The organism is Cytobacillus purgationiresistens (assembly GCF_030813235.1).
Taxonomy (GTDB): Bacteria; Bacillota; Bacilli; order Bacillales; family Cytobacillaceae; genus Cytobacillus; species Cytobacillus purgationiresistens.
The window spans coordinates 28,690-46,355 of sequence record NZ_JAUSUB010000033.1 but is presented as its reverse complement, the minus strand read 5'-3'; the positions used below and the strand labels follow the sequence as shown (position 1 = coordinate 46,355).

Annotated in this window: 17 protein-coding genes; all 17 read left to right on the top strand. The window is 40.0% G+C overall.

The window, feature by feature from the left end; genetic code table 11:
• The first annotated feature begins 180 nt into the window (after window positions 1-180).
• The 17 genes from J2S17_RS24310 to mfd all read left to right on the top strand — a co-directional run bounded on the left by J2S17_RS24310 (window position 181) and on the right by mfd (window position 17,552).
• Complete coding sequence (locus tag J2S17_RS24310) at window positions 181-1,380, top strand: resuscitation-promoting factor (protein WP_307478839.1); 1,200 nt, start codon at window positions 181-183, stop codon at window positions 1,378-1,380.
• A 362-nt stretch (window positions 1,381-1,742) separates the two neighbouring features.
• Complete coding sequence (gene rnmV / locus J2S17_RS24305) at window positions 1,743-2,303, top strand: ribonuclease M5 (RefSeq protein ID WP_307478797.1); 561 nt, start codon at window positions 1,743-1,745, stop codon at window positions 2,301-2,303.
• Window positions 2,296-3,174, top strand: a complete 879-nt coding sequence (gene rsmA, locus J2S17_RS24300; RefSeq protein WP_307478794.1) for a 16S rRNA (adenine(1518)-N(6)/adenine(1519)-N(6))-dimethyltransferase RsmA — start codon at window positions 2,296-2,298, stop codon at window positions 3,172-3,174. The genes rnmV and rsmA overlap by 8 nt, the downstream gene beginning before the upstream one ends.
• 26 nt (window positions 3,175-3,200) lie before the next feature.
• Entirely contained in the window at window positions 3,201-3,491 is a 291-nt protein-coding gene (locus J2S17_RS24295) for a hypothetical protein (RefSeq protein ID WP_307478791.1), read from the top strand.
• 125 nt (window positions 3,492-3,616) lie between these two features.
• Window positions 3,617-4,510: a sporulation peptidase YabG gene (gene yabG, locus J2S17_RS24290; protein WP_307478789.1), complete on the top strand. Its 894-nt coding sequence runs from the start codon at window positions 3,617-3,619 to the stop codon at window positions 4,508-4,510.
• A 521-nt stretch (window positions 4,511-5,031) separates the two neighbouring features.
• Window positions 5,032-5,295 (top strand): biofilm formation stimulator Veg, encoded by a 264-nt coding sequence (veg, locus tag J2S17_RS24285; RefSeq protein WP_307478787.1) that lies wholly within the window; start codon window positions 5,032-5,034, stop codon window positions 5,293-5,295.
• Window positions 5,296-5,432: 137 nt separating this feature from the next.
• Window positions 5,433-5,609, top strand: a complete 177-nt coding sequence (locus J2S17_RS24280) for a small, acid-soluble spore protein, alpha/beta type (RefSeq protein ID WP_307478836.1) — start codon at window positions 5,433-5,435, stop codon at window positions 5,607-5,609.
• A gap of 211 nt (window positions 5,610-5,820) precedes the next feature.
• Window positions 5,821-6,690, top strand: a complete 870-nt coding sequence (ispE, locus tag J2S17_RS24275; RefSeq protein WP_307478785.1) for a 4-(cytidine 5'-diphospho)-2-C-methyl-D-erythritol kinase — start codon at window positions 5,821-5,823, stop codon at window positions 6,688-6,690.
• Between the two features lie 61 nt (window positions 6,691-6,751).
• Entirely contained in the window at window positions 6,752-7,615 is an 864-nt protein-coding gene (purR, locus tag J2S17_RS24270) for a pur operon repressor (RefSeq protein ID WP_307478782.1), read from the top strand.
• The gene (locus J2S17_RS24265) at window positions 7,593-7,967 is read left to right on the top strand and encodes a RidA family protein (protein WP_307478780.1); all 375 of its coding nucleotides are present in this window, start codon (window positions 7,593-7,595) and stop codon (window positions 7,965-7,967) included. The genes purR and J2S17_RS24265 overlap by 23 nt, the downstream gene beginning before the upstream one ends.
• A 232-nt stretch (window positions 7,968-8,199) precedes the next feature.
• Window positions 8,200-8,490: a septation regulator SpoVG gene (gene spoVG / locus J2S17_RS24260; RefSeq protein ID WP_066192095.1), complete on the top strand. Its 291-nt coding sequence runs from the start codon at window positions 8,200-8,202 to the stop codon at window positions 8,488-8,490.
• A gap of 268 nt (window positions 8,491-8,758) precedes the next feature.
• Window positions 8,759-10,129 carry a bifunctional UDP-N-acetylglucosamine diphosphorylase/glucosamine-1-phosphate N-acetyltransferase GlmU gene (gene glmU, locus J2S17_RS24255; RefSeq protein WP_307478774.1) on the top strand — a complete coding sequence of 457 codons (1,371 nt, stop codon included), beginning with the start codon at window positions 8,759-8,761 and terminating at the stop codon, window positions 10,127-10,129.
• A gap of 18 nt (window positions 10,130-10,147) precedes the next feature.
• Entirely contained in the window at window positions 10,148-11,101 is a 954-nt protein-coding gene (locus J2S17_RS24250) for a ribose-phosphate diphosphokinase (protein ID WP_307478771.1), read from the top strand.
• Window positions 11,102-11,280: 179 nt separating this feature from the next.
• Window positions 11,281-11,898 (top strand): 50S ribosomal protein L25/general stress protein Ctc, encoded by a 618-nt coding sequence (locus J2S17_RS24245; protein WP_307478768.1) that lies wholly within the window; start codon window positions 11,281-11,283, stop codon window positions 11,896-11,898.
• Window positions 11,899-12,470: 572 nt separating this feature from the next.
• A complete protein-coding gene (gene pth / locus J2S17_RS24240) occupies window positions 12,471-13,031 on the top strand; it encodes an aminoacyl-tRNA hydrolase (RefSeq protein ID WP_307478766.1) in 561 nt (186 codons plus the stop codon).
• A 134-nt stretch (window positions 13,032-13,165) separates the two neighbouring features.
• Window positions 13,166-13,396: an anti-sigma-F factor Fin gene (gene fin / locus J2S17_RS24235; protein ID WP_307478765.1), complete on the top strand. Its 231-nt coding sequence runs from the start codon at window positions 13,166-13,168 to the stop codon at window positions 13,394-13,396.
• A 619-nt stretch (window positions 13,397-14,015) separates the two neighbouring features.
• Complete coding sequence (mfd, locus tag J2S17_RS24230; protein ID WP_307478762.1) at window positions 14,016-17,552, top strand: transcription-repair coupling factor; 3,537 nt, start codon at window positions 14,016-14,018, stop codon at window positions 17,550-17,552.
• The last annotated feature ends 114 nt before the right edge of the window (window positions 17,553-17,666 follow it).

Sequence of the window (17,666 nt, the reverse complement as noted above, 5' to 3'; positions counted from 1 at the left end):
AGTGAAGAGTTTAAACTTTCCCAGTCCCCTTGCTGTTTTCAGAGGGTAAATGCTTTTTTCTAGCAGTGTAAGAAATTAGCCTTTCTTGAAAAATCGAAATTGAGAGTGTTGACAGCCAGCAAGATACTCTATATAATCACTCCGAGAGAAAAGGAGGCAATTTTCATCGTGATAAAATACATGAAAAACCTGTTATCCAAGTCTTTGAGTAAGAAGAATTGGGCCATTATTTCTGCTAGTCTAATAGTATTTGCAGCTGCCTGCGGCTTTCTGATTTTCGAAACATCGAAGAAAACAGTCGCACTTACACTAGATGGCCAGGACCAAGTTATAAAAACACATGCAAAGACCATTCAAGATATATTTGATGATATGGATATCGGATTACGCTCAGAAGATTATGTATTTCCCTCGGTAAATACCCAGGTGAAAAATAACTTAGAGGTAGTTTGGGAACCAGCAAAACAGGTGGTAATTAAGCAAGGTAATGAGAAGGATCAAGTATGGACGACTGCTGATACAGTTCAAGAGCTGCTCGAGGAGCAGAATGTTGAAGTAAATAAGCACGATGTCGTACAGCCGCTTCCGGAAGAAGCCATTCAACATGAGATGGAAGTCGAGATTGATAAGGCTTTTCAGCTCAAGGTAGCTGACGGAGGGAAAGAGTCACAGCTATGGACAACTTCGACTACGGTCGCTGACTTTTTATCAGATCATGATATTAAGCTGAATCATTTAGATCGTGTTGAGCCAAAATTGGAAGAGACAATCAAAGAAGATGACGAAATAAAGGTCATTCGCGTTGAAAAAGTCACCGATGTAGTGGAAGAACCTATTCGTTTTGCCGTTGTTACAAGAAAAGACAACAGCATGGATAAAGGCGCAGAAAAGGTTGTTGAAGACGGCCAGGAAGGTCTTTTGAAAAAAGAATACGAAATCGTACGTGAAAATGGCAAAGAGGTCTCAAGAAAATTACTTAGTGAAAATACTGTAAAAGACAAAAAAGATAAAGTGGTAGCGGTCGGTACAAAAGCGGCACCTGTCATGCAAGTTGCTTCACGCGGAACGAACACGAATGGACAGCCGAGCGGCAAGGAAATGTATGTAAGCTCAACAGCCTATACTGCTAGTTGTAATGGGTGTTCCGGTACAACTGCTACAGGGATTAATCTAAAGGCGAACCCGGGAGCCAAGGTTATTGCAGTAGATCCGAGCGTCATTCCATTGGGTACTAAAGTGTATGTGGAAGGATATGGCTATGCTGTAGCTGCCGATACAGGTTCTGCTATTAAGGGCAATAAGATTGATGTTTTCTTTGCTGATAAATCTGACGCTTATCGTTGGGGACGTAAGCAAGTAAAAATTAAAATTCTTAATTAATCATTTTTGTGCAGGGGATTCGTCCTCTGCTTTTTTATGTGGTATATTTCATGTGGACTTTTTGTTTGAAGTCAGTTTCATATATAATAAAGGTCATGAATGTGAATCTTATACATTTATATATAATTAGACGATAAACATTACAAAAATGTTTCAACTTTTTTGCAAATAAATCATTTTTTTTAAGAAAGCTTAATTTATTTTATTGAAAGACAAGAAAGTATAAATTTTTCAATTTGAAAATGTCCAGCTTCAGTGCCTACCCTCTCTATGGTCTATGCCTAAGGGTGAGCAAGGCGCTTGCGCTTTTCTTATTGTGAAAACTTCGCGTTTTTTACAAGGTAAGTTTGTGAGGAGGATCTATGAGAATCAAGGAAATTATTGTCGTTGAAGGCAAGGATGATACCGTTGCAATCAAACGCGCATTAAATGCGGATACTATTGAGACTAATGGTTCTGCCATAAATATGGAAACGATTGAAAAAATTAAGCTCGCACAGAAGACTCGAGGTGTGATTGTGTTAACTGATCCAGACTTCCCTGGACAAAAGATCAGGAATACAATTGCAGAGCATGTCCCTGGATGCAAGCATGCATTCATTGAAAAGCATGCAGCGATACATAAACTCGGCAAGGGAGTGGGCGTAGAGCATGCTTCCCCGGAAATCATCAGGGAGGCGCTAAAAAGCGCTCATATGATGAATGAGGAGCCTGTGACGCTTATCAGCCAAGAAGATTTAATCATTGCAGGGTTAATTGGCGGGGCGGGTGCTAAGGAGCGGAGAGAAAGGCTTGGGCAGCTTCTGAAAATCGGCTATACAAACGGGAAGCAACTGCATAAGCGATTAAGTATGTTTCAGGTTAGTAAAGAGGCATTTGGTGAAGCTATAGAAAAAATACGCAAGGAGGAGCACGATGCATAAAGATATCGCGACCCCTGTTAGAACAAAAGCAATACTGGATAAGTACGGATTTTCATTTAAGAAGAGTCTTGGGCAAAACTTCTTGATTGATACAAATATACTGAACCGAATTGTAGATCATGCGGAGCTAACGCCAGAATCCGGTGCGATTGAGATAGGACCAGGAATCGGTGCTTTAACAGAACAGCTTGCACGCAGAAGTAAAAAGGTGCTCGCATTTGAAATTGACCAGCGGCTTTTGCCGATTCTTGAAGAGACACTTGCGCCTTATTCTAATACAAAAGTGATTAACGAAGATGTATTAAAGGCGGATGTGAAAACAGCGATTGAAGAAGAGTTTGAAGGTATGAACGATATTATGGTAGTGGCGAACCTCCCATACTATGTGACCACGCCTATTATTATGAAGCTGCTGGAAGATAAACTGCCAATCCGGGGTATTGTTTGCATGCTGCAAAAAGAAGTCGCAGATAGAATAGCGGCTAAGCCAGGTTCGAAAACCTATGGTTCACTATCGATTGCCATTCAGTACTATATGAAAGCTGAGACGGTAATGATTGTGCCAAAAACCGTTTTTGTTCCGCAGCCAAATGTCGATTCCGCAGTCATTAGGTTAACAAAGCTACAGGAGCCTGCCGTTGCGGTCAAGAGTGAATCATTCTTTTTCCAAGTAACGAGAGCGAGCTTTGCTCAACGAAGAAAGACATTGTTAAATAATTTATCAAGTCAGCTTCCAAATGGCAAGGCGAAGAAGGAACAAATTGTAGAGGCGCTTCACCAGGCTGGAATTGAACCAAGTAGAAGAGGAGAGACTCTTTCGCTAGAGGAATTTGCCCGCTTAAGTGACCATCTTTACACTCACTTTCAATAATCAAAGACAAAGGGGTGCCCTAAAAAGTGATTAAGTATCATTTTTGGGGAACCCCTTTATTGGTGTTCACAGAGGAATGCGGGATCGGTTTTTACTGTAAAAAAGCCTTGGTAAATGGAAAAGTAAACAGGACCCTTAAAAAGGGTGCTTACCTGCTTGCAGGCTTTCTCACTATTCGAAAATGGTTTTTAATGAGTATCAACCCAATGGGCATCTATCATCCGTGGAGACATAAAAACGCAAGTACAGTAGCTGTTGAGGAAATGGGATGTATGATACCGCCATTTTTCAAAGAAATCGTTTTAATGCTGCTTTGAATTAATTTGATTGTATTCAAACGCTGTTTTAGTAATAAACAGGCTCTTCCAGGCACAAGTTTGTGCACCCATGCATATTTTAACACTGAAACAGATTCGGAAACGGCCTAATTGGAGTGACGACAGTGACAATAAATATGATGGATATCGTCGGGAGGATCTCTTACCATTGTGATATTATGTTTCGGGTGATAGACATAAAGGAACAGGGTGGGAAGAAGCAGGCGGTGCTATACGGGGAGGATATACGGCTAATTGCAGATGCTCCTTATGAGGATTTAATTGTGATGAGTCAGTCGGATAGAAGGAAGATTGCACAAGAATACCGTTCTTTAGAAGCGCAGTCTTTAGAATTATTTCGCCAAGATGTAAGTTTGTTAAATGAGAAACAAGAGTTTGCTGCAACAGATGGTTATAGCAAATCATTCAATTATTTCCAATTGCCTGGCAGGGTTCTTCACTTAGATGGGGATCAATCGTATTTGAAGAAATGCCTTTCATTATATGAAAAAATTGGTGTGCCGGTGACAGGTATTCATTGCAGCGAGAAAGAGATGCAGAATAAGGTTGGTGAACTCATCGATTATTATAGGCCGGATATTTTAGTTATCACAGGACATGATGCCTATTCTAAAACAAAGGGTGACAAGAATAATATTAATGCTTATCGGCATTCAAAGCATTTTGTTCAAACCGTGCGTGAAGCCCGCAGAAGGATTCCTCACTTGGATCAGCTTGTGATCTTTGCTGGTGCCTGTCAATCGCATTTTGAATCGCTTATTCATGCTGGTGCCAATTTTGCAAGCTCGCCCTCAAGAGTGAATATACACGCGTTAGATCCCGTTTATATCGTTAGTAAAATTAGTTTTACCCCATTTATTGACCATATTAATGTGTGGGATGTATTGAGGAACACATTAACTGGTGAAAGAGGCTTAGGCGGTATAGAAACAATGGGTGTGCTAAGAACTGGAATGCCGTTTCATCAAGAGAACACTAATACAGATGAAGAAGTGTAGCAGGTATTTCTTGTGAATAGGCATGCCTGTTTTTTCATCCATTCTCAAATATTCGAAGCAAGACAAAGAAATTTTTTCAAAAAATGTGGAGCGCAAGCGTCCTAGCGCCTATCAAACTTCAGTTCTCCTCACTGCGATAAGTCGACATCGGTTCGCTAACCATGTTTCCTTTATCAGCTGAAGCCCTTCTGTGTCCTGTGCCCACAGGATATGGGGCATCCAGACGTTACCACAGGAAGTGGAGTCCTTAGTCTGCGATCATTGATAGAGCAAGGCGCTTGCGCTTTTCTTGAAAAGAGTAAAAGTGTGAACTAATAACCTATTTTTTCTTGTTTTCCAATATATGATTAATTTCATGCACATATTTACCTAATTTAAGGGAAAAACTATAGTTGTTGAAAAATAGCAGAAAAAGTAGATGAAAATATATTGACAACTAAATTTAATAACTGTTATAATTTATATTTTTATTTGACTATTTTGTGTCAGCGTGATATACTTTACATAGTGAGGTGGACCGAATGGCAAAAACATTATCGGATATTAAAAAAGCTCTTGATTCAAATCTTGGAAAAAGACTCTTGCTCAAGGCTAATGGCGGACGCAGAAAGACAATTGAGCGTTCAGGCGTTTTAGCAGAAACATATCCATCTGTATTCGTCATTGAATTAGATCAAGATGAAAATGCGTTTGAACGTGTATCTTACAGCTATGCGGATGTTTTAACAGAAACGGTTCAAATTACCTTCTACGAGGACACATCAGGACATGTTGCTTTAAGCTGACATATATGACTTCAAAAGAAAGCTGCAAACAAAAAGTTTGCGGCTTTTTTGTATGGTTTCTAATAAGAAAAATAAATGGGTTAACGATAGTCTACATTGACATAATAAGAACAGGCAGTGAAAAGGAGTGGATGATGATGAGCAGGAGAAAAAGCATCATGTCACAAGGTCTAAAAGAAGAAATTGCAAAAGAGCTTGGTTTTTATGATGTTGTCCAAAAAGAAGGCTGGGGCGGCATTACGGCTAAGGATGCTGGCAATATGGTCAAACGTGCAGTAGAAATGGCACAGCAAAACCTTCAAAATAAAGGCTGAACGTATACTTGCTAAAATCATAAATAAGACCACTGCTTAAAGCCGAGGCCTAGCGCTTCGGCTTTATTTTTCGCTCCCATTTCAGCGGTCGGCAAAGCATGAACTAATCTTAATATTGAATAATATTTCGTAAGAGGTCTTACTTTTCGAGTTTTGTGGTAAAATAGGACAAAAAATGGAGTCGCTGAATTTTATAAAGTGGGTGGAGACTTTGAAGCTTTTGGTTAAGGCTCCTGCTAAGATCAATTTATCATTGGATGTTCTGCGCAAGCGGGATGACGGATATCATGAGGTTGAAATGATTATGACAACCATTGATTTAGCAGATCGCCTCGAATTAACATTACTAGATACAAATGAAATTAAAATTATTTCGCATAATCGTTTTGTGCCTGATGACCATAGAAACCTAGCTTATCAAGCAGCGGTTTTGCTAAAGGAACGCTTTCATGTTAATAAAGGCGTTAGCATAGCTATCGAGAAGGTCATACCAGTAGCGGCGGGTCTGGCCGGGGGGAGCAGTGATGCAGCTGCAGCGCTCCGTGGATTGAACAGGTTATGGGGATTAGGTTTGTCATTGGATGAATTAGCGGAGATTGGAGCGGAAATCGGTTCGGATGTATCCTTCTGTGTATATGGGGGGACAGCCCTTGCTACCGGAAGAGGGGAAATTATTCAACCGCTCCCTGCCCCGCCAACTTGCTGGGTAATCTTAGCAAAGCCGTTTATTGGGGTTTCTACAGCGGATGTTTATCGACGACTGAACTTAAACGGAGTGACGCATCCAAATACAAGAGAGATGATTCATGCAATTGATACAGGTGATTACCATCTTGTTTGTAACCGTTTGGCGAATGTACTTGAGGATGTAACCTTGAAAATGCATCCAGAGGTCAATCAAATTAAAGAGCAAATGAAAAGGTTTGGCGCAGATTCAGTATTAATGAGCGGCAGCGGTCCGACCGTTTTTGGTCTTGTTCATCATGACTCTAGAATGCACCGAATTTATAATGGCCTTAGAGGCTTCTGTGATCAGGTATTCGCAGTGCGTATGCTTGGTGAAAGACATAGACTTGATTAAATCCGTACATTAATGATATATTAACGTTAAAATATTCGGATTTGATAGGAGGGTTCCAATCATGAAATTTCGACGGAGCGAGCGTTTAATAGATATGACAAATTATTTATTAGAACACCCGCGTCATTTGGTATCCTTAACCTTTTTCTCTGAAAGATATGGATCGGCAAAGTCTTCCATTAGTGAAGATCTAGCGATAATAAAAGAAACCTTTGAGCATCGTGGAATCGGGACATTACAAACTGTTCCTGGAGCGGCAGGCGGAGTAAGGTATCAGGTGAGGGTAAGGAAAGAGGATGCAGCGCCGATTATTGCGGATCTTTGTGAGTTGATTGCCAGCCCTGACAGGTTGCTGCCTGGCGGATACCTTTATATGACAGATATATTAGGTGATCCTCTCATTGTGCAACAATGTGGACGTCTATTTGCGTCTGCTTTCGCTGATAAAGAAATAGATGTTGTTATGACTGTTGCTACAAAGGGAATAGCACTTGCTTATGCAGTTGCGAACTATTTGAATGTACCTGTAGTGATAGCAAGAAGAGATAGTAGAGTGACGGAAGGTTCTACTGTAAGCATTAACTATGTATCAGGCTCTGCCAAAAGAATTCAAACAATGGTCCTGTCGAAAAGAAGCTTGGACGAAGGCTCAAATGTTTTGATTGTAGATGATTTTATGAAGGCTGGAGGCACAGTCAACGGTATGGTAAGCATGCTTGATGAGTTTAAAGCAAAGCTTGCGGGGATTGCAGTTTTAGTTGAAGCTGAAAAATCTGAGGAGCGTCTTGTTAATGATCACTTATCTTTGGTGCGCCTTTCAGACGTTGATGTGAAAGAGAAGCAAATTAATGTGACAGCAGGAAATTTCTTCGCTCATATATTAAATTCGGGAGGGAAATTGGATGAAAGTCATTCAAACAAATGAAGCACCAGCAGCTATAGGCCCATATTCACAAGGAATCATTGTAAATAATGTATTTTATAGTTCAGGTCAAATCCCGCTCACTGCTAATGGAGAAATGGTAGAAAGAGATGTTCAAGCACAAACACATCAAGTTTTTAAAAATCTCCAGGCGGTTCTTGGTGAAGCCGGAGCTTCACTTGAAACGGTAGTTAAAACCACTGTTTTTATTAAAAGTATGGATGATTTTTCAGCTATAAATGAAGTATACGGAGAGTATTTTCATACACATAAGCCAGCCCGGTCATGCGTGGAAGTAGCTCGCTTACCTAAGGATGCACTAATAGAAATAGAAGTGATTGCGCTCGTTAAATAATACGGGCGTTTTTTTTATATGCTTCAGTCCTTAGAATCGCTCGCAGCAGATAATAGTTTTGTTCATCCCCATCGTATCTGAGGTAAAAGCCCCTAAAGTCGTCCATTACACAAATCACCTAAAACATTTGACCTAAAATTCCGAAATATTTTTTTCTTAAAGAAGGAGATTTCAAAAAGATGTAGAATTGTATAATTTAGGATTTTATCTTCTGGAAAAGGTGGTGAACAGAATGGAAGTAACTGACGTAAGATTACGCCGCGTTAATACGGATGGACGCATGAGGGCGATAGCATCTATTACTTTGGATCAAGAATTTGTTGTTCATGACATTCGTGTGATTGATGGGAACAACGGTTTATTTGTGGCTATGCCAAGTAAGCGTACTCCGGATGGAGAATTTAGAGATATTGCTCATCCTATTAATTCCGGGACTCGCGGTAAAATCCAAGAAGCAGTACTAGCAGAGTACCACCGTTTAGGTGAATTAGAAGTTGAATTTGAAGAAGCAGGCGCTTCGTAAAAAAATATACAATCAATGGAGCCTTTACTCATAGTATGGGCTCTTAGATTTTTTAAAACTTTTCGCTCCTTTTTACATAGATGACCAAGAACCGACTCCATTTTGATATACCCAATTTTTTAGAAAAATCTCCTCATTTATTCATTTTCACATCAAGTTTTTACCTTTTGGATTGACAAAAATATGTACTTTCCCTTGTTTCCTTGAAATAATACCTTATTTGAGATATATTTTGTTATGGATAAAAAGGTTAATTGGAGGACTCGGAATGTCTAATCGATATGCGATCATTTTAGCTGCCGGACAGGGGACTAGAATGAAGTCTAAGCTTTATAAGGTCTTGCACCCTGTCTGCGGAAAGCCAATGGTGCAACATGTGGTTGATCATGTTTCAAAGCTTCAGATGAAAAAGGTCGTAACAATTGTCGGACACGGTGCAGAATTGGTTAAAACCCAGCTAGGTGAGAAAAGTGTTTTTGCTTTGCAGGAAGAGCAGCTCGGCACGGCTCATGCAGTCATGCAAGCGAAGGACTTGCTTGAAGGCAAGGCGGGCGTAACCATCGTAGTTTGCGGTGATACGCCACTAATTAAGTCTGAAACGATGGAAGCACTTTTTAAGCATCATGAAGAACAATCCGCTAAGGCAACCATTTTAACGGCATGGACTGCGGAACCAGCAGGCTATGGCAGAGTGGTGCGCAACAACAATGGTTTAGTTGAAAAGATTGTAGAACATAAAGATGCCTCAAAAGAGGAACTGCAGATTCAAGAAATCAATACAGGAACCTATTGCTTTGATAACCAAGCGTTGTTTTCTGCATTGAAAAAAGTTTCTAATGATAATGTTCAAGGGGAATACTACTTACCAGATGTAATTGAAATCCTTAAAGGCGAAGGGGAAGTGGTTACAGCGTATCAAACCGCTTACTTCGAGGAAACCTTAGGGATAAATGATCGTGTGGCACTATCGCAAGCTGAAAGCTTCATGAAAAAACGCATCAATGAGGAGCATATGCGCAACGGCGTCACTATTATCGATCCGATGAATACGTACATTGGTGCGGATGTTGAGATAGGCATGGATACAATTCTTTATCCTGGCACGAGTTTATCAGGGAACACGGTAGTAGGATCCGATTGCGTCATTGGACCAAATACACAGATTGAAAACTGTAAGCTAGGAGATCAAACAGCCATTCGACAATCCGTCGCTGTTGACAGCCAAATAGGCTCATCAGTGAATATCGGTCCATTTGCTCACATACGCCCGCAATCAGATATTCACGACGAAGTTAAGATTGGTAATTTCGTTGAAGTGAAAAAAGCTGTATTTGGCAAGGGAAGCAAAGCATCACATTTAAGTTATATTGGAGATGCGGAAGTCGGTCGTGATGTGAACCTAGGCTGCGGGTCGATTACAGTTAACTACGATGGAAAAAATAAATATCTGACTAAAATAGAAGACGGCGTTTTTGTCGGATGCAATTCAAATTTAGTCGCTCCGGTTACAATCGGAGAAGGTGCTTATATTGCTGCAGGTTCAACTATTACAGAGGATGTACCGGGAAAAGCCCTTTCAATTGCCCGCGCACGCCAAGTGAATAAAGAAGATTATGCGGAAAAATTAAACAAGAAATAAATATCATGGAGGCGCATCATGTCAAATCAATATTTAGATCCAAATTTAAAGGTATTTAGTTTAAATTCAAATAGAGACTTAGCTAGCGAAATTGCTAAATTCATCGGTGTAGAATTAGGAAAATGCTCTGTTACTCGCTTTAGTGATGGAGAAATTCAAATTAACATCGAAGAAAGCATTCGCGGCTGTGATGTTTATGTCATTCAATCAACAAGCAATCCAGTTAACGAGCACTTAATGGAGCTTTTAATAATGATTGATGCCCTCAAACGTGCATCTGCAAAGACAATTAATATTGTTATGCCTTACTATGGCTATGCACGCCAAGACCGTAAAGCAAGAGCGCGTGAACCAATTACAGCGAAATTAGCTGCAAATTTACTAGAAACTGCTGGAGCAACTCGCGTCATCACACTTGACTTGCATGCGCCGCAAATTCAAGGGTTCTTTGATATTCCAATTGACCACTTAATGGGTGTGCCAATTCTTTCCGAGTATTTCAAGGATAGAGTAGAAGGCGATATTGTAATTGTTTCTCCAGACCATGGCGGAGTTACAAGAGCACGTAAAATGGCGGATCAACTAAAAGCACCGATTGCTATTATCGATAAGCGCCGTCCAAGACCGAATGTGGCTGAAGTTATGAACATCGTAGGTAATATCGAAGGCAAAATTGCGATTTTAATTGACGATATTATTGATACTGCAGGGACGATTACACTTGCTGCCAATGCGCTTGTAGAAAACGGTGCATCTGAAGTATATGCTTGCTGTACTCACCCGGTATTATCAGGTCCTGCGATTGACAGAATCGAAAACTCACAAATTAAAGAATTAGTTGTCACTAATTCAATTGCATTAGCAGAAGAAAAGAAAACAGGCAAAATTGTTGAACTTTCTGTTGCTCCTCTTATTGGAGAAGCGATAATTCGTGTTCATGAAGAGCAATCCGTTAGTGTCCTGTTTGATTAATATAAGTAGATAGAATCAAAGGCTTGCTAGTAAAGCAAGTCCTTCTCTTGAAAATAAAGAACATTACGAATTTGTTTCTGAAATTGATTGTGTATAGTTATTTGAGCTTAGACGTTTAGACTTTTGAGATTTAGGGAATTTATTAAGTATAAGCCTTAAAAATGAAAGGGGACGTTATCATGGCAACTGTATTACAAGTAAAGGAAAGAAAGGAATTTCGTCATTCCTTTTTAACAAGTATACGACAAGAGGGGAATGTCCCAGCTGTTGTATATGGAAAAAAGATGGAGAGTAAATCGATTTTTTTCAGTGAGGCAGACTTTATTAAAACCATTAAAGAAGTAGGGAGAAACGGTGTTTTTTCTTTAGACTTAGATGGTAAAAAACATGATGTTGTATTAACGGATTATCAAGCAAATCCTTTAAAGAATAATATTGTACATGCTGATTTTCTATCTATAGATAAAACAACTGAATTAACAGCGGATGTTACTGTTAATCTTGTGGGAGATGCGCCTGGAGTAAAAGAGGGTGGCGTATTGCAGCAATCCTTCCATGAAGTTTCTGTTACTGCTACAGCAGATAAAATACCACAATCGATTGATGTGGACATTTCTAAACTTCAAGTAGGTGACAACTTGACCATTGCCGATTTGAAGAGTGCTTCTTCTTATATTATTAATCACGAAGAGGATGAAGTACTCTTATCCATTCTTCCGCCTAGAGTTGAAGAGGTTGTTGACAGTGGTGAGGTGCAGGGATCTCAAGAAACAGATGCAAAAGAAAAGGAAGAATAAAGGTCATTTATTCATTAAAGCCTTTATATAACTTGGGCTGGCCTATAGAATCTCTAGGTCAGCTTTTATTTATGCCTAGAAGGGCTATATGACTTGGGGACATAAGGCAAGGCCTGCGTAAAGGTAAACAACCTTTCTGTGGACCTTGTCTTATGCATGAGGTCTATACAGGCCTTAAACAAGACGTGGAGGACCTTGCCCTATGCTTGACGTCCACAGGATGTGGATGATGCAGGCGTTGCCACATGACGTGGCAAACTTAGCCTGCGTTCCTCTCTGGGCAAGCCTCCTCAACATTATAAATAGTCCAGTGTCGGAGGCTAGGGGCTCGAGGTCATAAGCCAATGCCTATATAAAGGTAAAGAACACCTTTCTATAGACCTTGTCTTATGCTTGTCGCCCCTGGGCAAGCCTCCTCAACATTATAAATAGTCCAGTGTCGGAGGCTAGGGGCTCGAGGTCATAAGTCAAAGCCTATATAAAGGTAAAGAACACCTTTCTATAGACTTTGTCTTATGCTTGTCGCCCCTGGGCAAGCCTCCTCAACATTATAAATAAGCGGGGATGAGATGATGAAGTTAATTGTAGGCTTGGGGAATCCGGGTAAGCCATATGATCGAACAAGACATAATATTGGTTTTGAGGTGATTGATGCCATTTCACAAAAATGGGGTATTTCACTTAATCAATCGAAATTTAAAGGGATATATGGAGTTGGACATATCCAAGGCGAGAAGGTTTTTCTTTTGAAGCCACTTACATATATGAATTTATCAGGAGAATCGATTAGACCGTTAATGGATTATTATGATATTGATATTGAAGATTTGGTTGTTATTTATGATGACCTAGATTTGCCAGTTGGCAGGATTAGACTTCGCCAAAAGGGAAGTGCTGGCGGACATAATGGGATTAAATCAACGATTGCACATATCGGTACACCGGAATTCAACAGAATTCGAGTGGGTATTGACCGTCCGCCAAGCGGAATGAAGGTACCTGACTATGTTCTTGGTAAATTCTCAGCTGAAGAACAAGAAGAGATGAAGGAAATGATAAAAAAATGTACAGAGGCATGTGAAGATTGGCTAGAAAAGCCATTTTTACAAGTTATGAATGTTTATAATCAATAAACCTTCATAAAAAACTTGTGCTATCATAGTATTAAATAGATGATGAACCCGCTTAATAGATTGCGACCTGAATAACTTCACTGCTAAGAGTCAATAATAAAGCTAAATTGACTCGATTAGGGAGGGACAGGCAGGTGGCCATCCATTATTATTGTCGCCATTGTGACACAAAGCTGGGTTCGATTGAAGAGAAATCTGTTCATGCGGAGCATTTAGGCTTCCATAAGCTGAATGATGAAGAAAGACAGGATATGATTTCATATAACTCATCAGGTGATATGCAGGTAAAAGCCATTTGTGAAGATTGCCAGGAATCGTTAGAACGTAACCCTGACTATCATCAGCAAGATTTCCTCATTCATTAAAGAGCTTTGGACAGTTCATCCAAAGCGTTTTTCTATTTCTTTACAAGATAAGGAAGTGTGCATTTTTCAATTTAGAAAAATGTCTAACTCCAGCGCCTATCACCTATCAAACTTCATGACTCCTCCTTGCGATAAGTCAACATCGGTTCACTACCGCTCACGGTGTTTCCTTTATCGAAAGAACAACCCTTACCGTTTGTACGGCGATGAGCAAGGCGACAGCGCCTAGCCACTCGAGGTTATAAGCCACAGTTGAATTGAAGGTAAAGATCAACCTTCATTTCAACTGCGTCTTATGCTTTTCGGGGCTGAGCGAGGCCCATTCGCTTTTCTGGTAAGGGTGAAAGTACCTAGTAACATTGATTCGGTTTTAAAAAGCTGTGTTTAACACAGGAGGTGCTTTCACTTGCAAGAACGAATAAATAGTATAAATAGATAATTGTTTAGTACAGTTCCATTCTACACGGCTTCCCGATATTATTTTTTCGGGAGGCTTGTAGCGCTTTAAAAAGGTACTGATGCTTTTCTAAAAAGATAAATATAAATTTTTTCAATTAGAATAATGTCTAGCTCCAGCGCGCAAGGCGCTTGCGCTTTTCTAAATAGGAGGACCACTGCCATGTTAGGGCTTAAACGTATTTTTACACAGCAGGACGAGGTAATGTCCGTCTTGTCGGGAATAGATGAAGGCTTAAAGGAGCAAATTATTTCTGGGCTGACAGGCTCAGCAAGAACATTATTCTTAGCTTCTATCTATGAACAATCAAAAAAGCCGATGTTGATCGCTACGCATAATTTGCTGCAGGCTCAAAAGCTTTATGATGACATGCTTCATTTATTAGGGGAGGATGAAGTATTTCTTTATCCAGCCAATGAATTAATAGCGGCTGAATTAAGTATAGCGAGTCCCGAGTTGAAAGCTCAAAGAATTGAAGGATTGAATCATTGGAGCAATCAACGCTCAGGCATTATGATTGTGCCGATGGCCGGACTTCGCAAGATTCTTCCGCCGCCTTCAATTTGGAGAAACGCGCAATTATTATTAAAAATCGGTGACGACTTAACGGAAGAACAATTAAAAAGGTTTGTGAAAATGGGGTATCAAAGAGTTGAGATGGTGTCTTCGCCAGGTGAATTTAGTGTAAGAGGCGGAATCATAGATATCTATCCATTGACTGAAATGGACCCTATTCGAATCGAGTTATTTGATACAGAAGTAGATTCCATCCGTTACTTCTCATTGGAGGATCAACGGTCAAAGGAAAAGGTCGATCGAGTGCTAATTGGCCCCGCTACTGAAACCCCAATGGAAGCAGAGCACTTTGAAAGAATCATTGATCAGCTTGAGAAAGGATTAGGAACAAGCCTGAAAAAGCTGAAGGATGATCAAGCAAAACAGAGCTTAGCGCAAAATGTGGGCTTTGAATTAGAGCAGTTAAAGATGGGCAATAAGCCTGAGCAATTATTTAAATATTTATCACTCGCCTACGATGGGGGAAGTAGTTTAATAGACTATCTTCCAGAGAATGGGCTGATTTTCATTGACGAAATTAGCAGAGTGCAAGAGATGAACGATTCGCTAGAAAAGGAAGAAGCTGAATGGTATACGAGTCTTTTAGGTGACGGACAAATTATTCATGATGTGCAAACGTCACATCAATTAAAAGAGCTGATGCATGTAACAAAGCATCCAATTACTTATATGTCACTATTCCTTCGTCATGTACCTAATACGAATCCGCAAAATATTATTAATGTCTCCTGTAAGCCGATGCAAAATTTCCACGGTCAAATGCATGTGCTTAAGTCTGAGTTGGAACGTTGGAAAAAAGGAAATTATGCCGTTGTGTTTCTCGGTGTGGATGAGGAACGGGTGCAAAAGCTGCAAAACGTACTAGAAGACTATGAAATTGAAAGTATGATTACTGTTGACAGTCAATCCCTCGCACAAGGAAGGATACAGATCATGGAGGGTGGTCTGCAAACTGGCTTTGAATTAAATAACCAGAGGCTTGCAGTCATTACGGAGGAAGAGCTGTTTAATAAACGCACAAAAAAGAAAACCCGCCGCCAAAAGCTATCGAATGCAGAGCGGATTAAAAGTTATTCGGAGCTAAAAGTAGGAGATTATGTCGTTCACGTCAATCACGGGATCGGAAAGTATTTAGGGATTGAGACCTTAGAAATAAACGGTGTACATAAGGATTATTTGAACATTCGTTATCAAGGAAGCGATCAGCTATATGTACCCGTTGAACAAATTGATCTTGTCCAAAAATATGTAGGTTCTGAATCTAAGGAGCCTAAAATATACAAGCTGGGCGGAAACGATTGGAAACGCGTAAAGAAAAAAGTTCAATCATCAGTGCAAGACATCGCGGATGATTTAATTAAACTATATGCAGAAAGAGAAGCATCAAAGGGTTATGCATTTAGTCCGGATGGAGATATGCAGCGAGAGTTTGAAGTAGCATTCCCTTATCAGGAAACAGAAGATCAAATTCGCTCCATTAATGAAATCAAAAAGGATATGGAACGGGAAAGACCAATGGATCGTCTTCTTTGCGGAGATGTTGGTTATGGGAAGACAGAGGTAGCCATTAGGGCGATTTTCAAAGCGATAGCAGATGGCAAGCAGGTTGCTTTCCTCGTACCTACAACCATTCTTGCTCAACAGCATTTTGAAACGATGAGAGAGAGATTTCAAGATTTTCCGATAGAAATTGGAATGCTAAGCCGATTCAGAACGAAAAAGCAGCAGACTGAAACGATTAAAGGTTTAAAGGCGGGCACAGTTGATGTAGTGGTAGGTACGCACCGAATATTATCTAAAGATTTATCTTATCGTGATATCGGCTTGCTTATCATAGATGAAGAGCAGCGTTTTGGAGTGACACATAAAGAAAAAATCAAGCAATTAAAAACAAATGTCGATGTTTTGACGCTTACCGCAACACCTATTCCAAGGACATTGCATATGTCGATGCTTGGCGTGAGGGATTTATCTGTCATCGAAACCCCACCTGAAAATCGCTTTCCTGTACAAACCTATGTGATGGAATACAACGGTGTATTAGCTCGTGAAGCAATAGAAAGAGAGTTAGCACGAGATGGGCAAGTATACTTTTTATATAACAGGGTGGAAGACATTGAGCGGAAGGCAGAAGAAATATCCATGCTGGTTCCTGATGCGAGGGTGACATATGCCCATGGTCAAATGAGCGAGAATGAGCTTGAGAGTGTCATGCTTGGATTTTTAGAAGGAGAATATGATGTCTTAGTAAGTACCACTATTATTGAAACAGGTGTCGATATTCCAAATGTAAATACATTGATCGTTCATGATGCAGATAAGATGGGCCTTTCACAGCTTTATCAGTTAAGAGGACGGGTAGGGCGCTCTAACAGGGTAGCTTACGCGTACTTTACTTACCGAAAAGATAAAGTGCTCACAGAGGTTGCAGAGAAGAGACTGCAGTCAATTAAAGAGTTTACAGAGCTTGGCTCCGGCTTTAAAATCGCCATGCGTGATTTAACCATACGCGGGGCAGGTAATCTGTTAGGTGCAGAACAGCATGGATTTATCGATTCCGTCGGTTTTGACCTTTATTCACAAATGTTGAAGGAAGCCATCGAAGAACGAAAAGAAAAGATTGGTGGAGAACCGAAGAAGGAACGAATGGAAATCGAAATCGAAATCGATGCCTATATACCTGACGCTTACATTTCAGATGGTCATCAAAAAATTGAAATGTATAAAAGGTTCAGAGGAATTAACTCTTTAGAGGATGTCGAAGAGCTTCAAGATGAAATGATGGATCGTTTTGGAGAATATCCGGATGAGGTATCTTACTTATTTAAAGTTGCAGAAATGAAAGTATATGGGGAATTGGCTGGCATTGAAATAGTGAAACAAGTAAAAGATGAAGTGCGCATCGTACTATCGGAAACTGGAAGTGCGCAAATCGATGGCCAAAAAGTGTTTAAGCTAAGCAGTCAATATGGCCGAATGATTGGATTAGGTATGGATGGAAAAAAATTAAAAGCGGTGCTTCATATTAAAGGTGTCCCGGCCCAAAAATGGCTCCAAATTGCATTTGAATTCATTCAGGGAATGAACGATTCTAAAAAATCACAGGAAAAAACAATCGGTTAAAAAAGACAAATGATGGTAATCCAATTGACATATATGAAATGTTTAGTGTAATAGAACAAGGGTAATTCAAGGGTAAGACACTTATTTTGACATGTTTATCCCTTTCTGGAATGA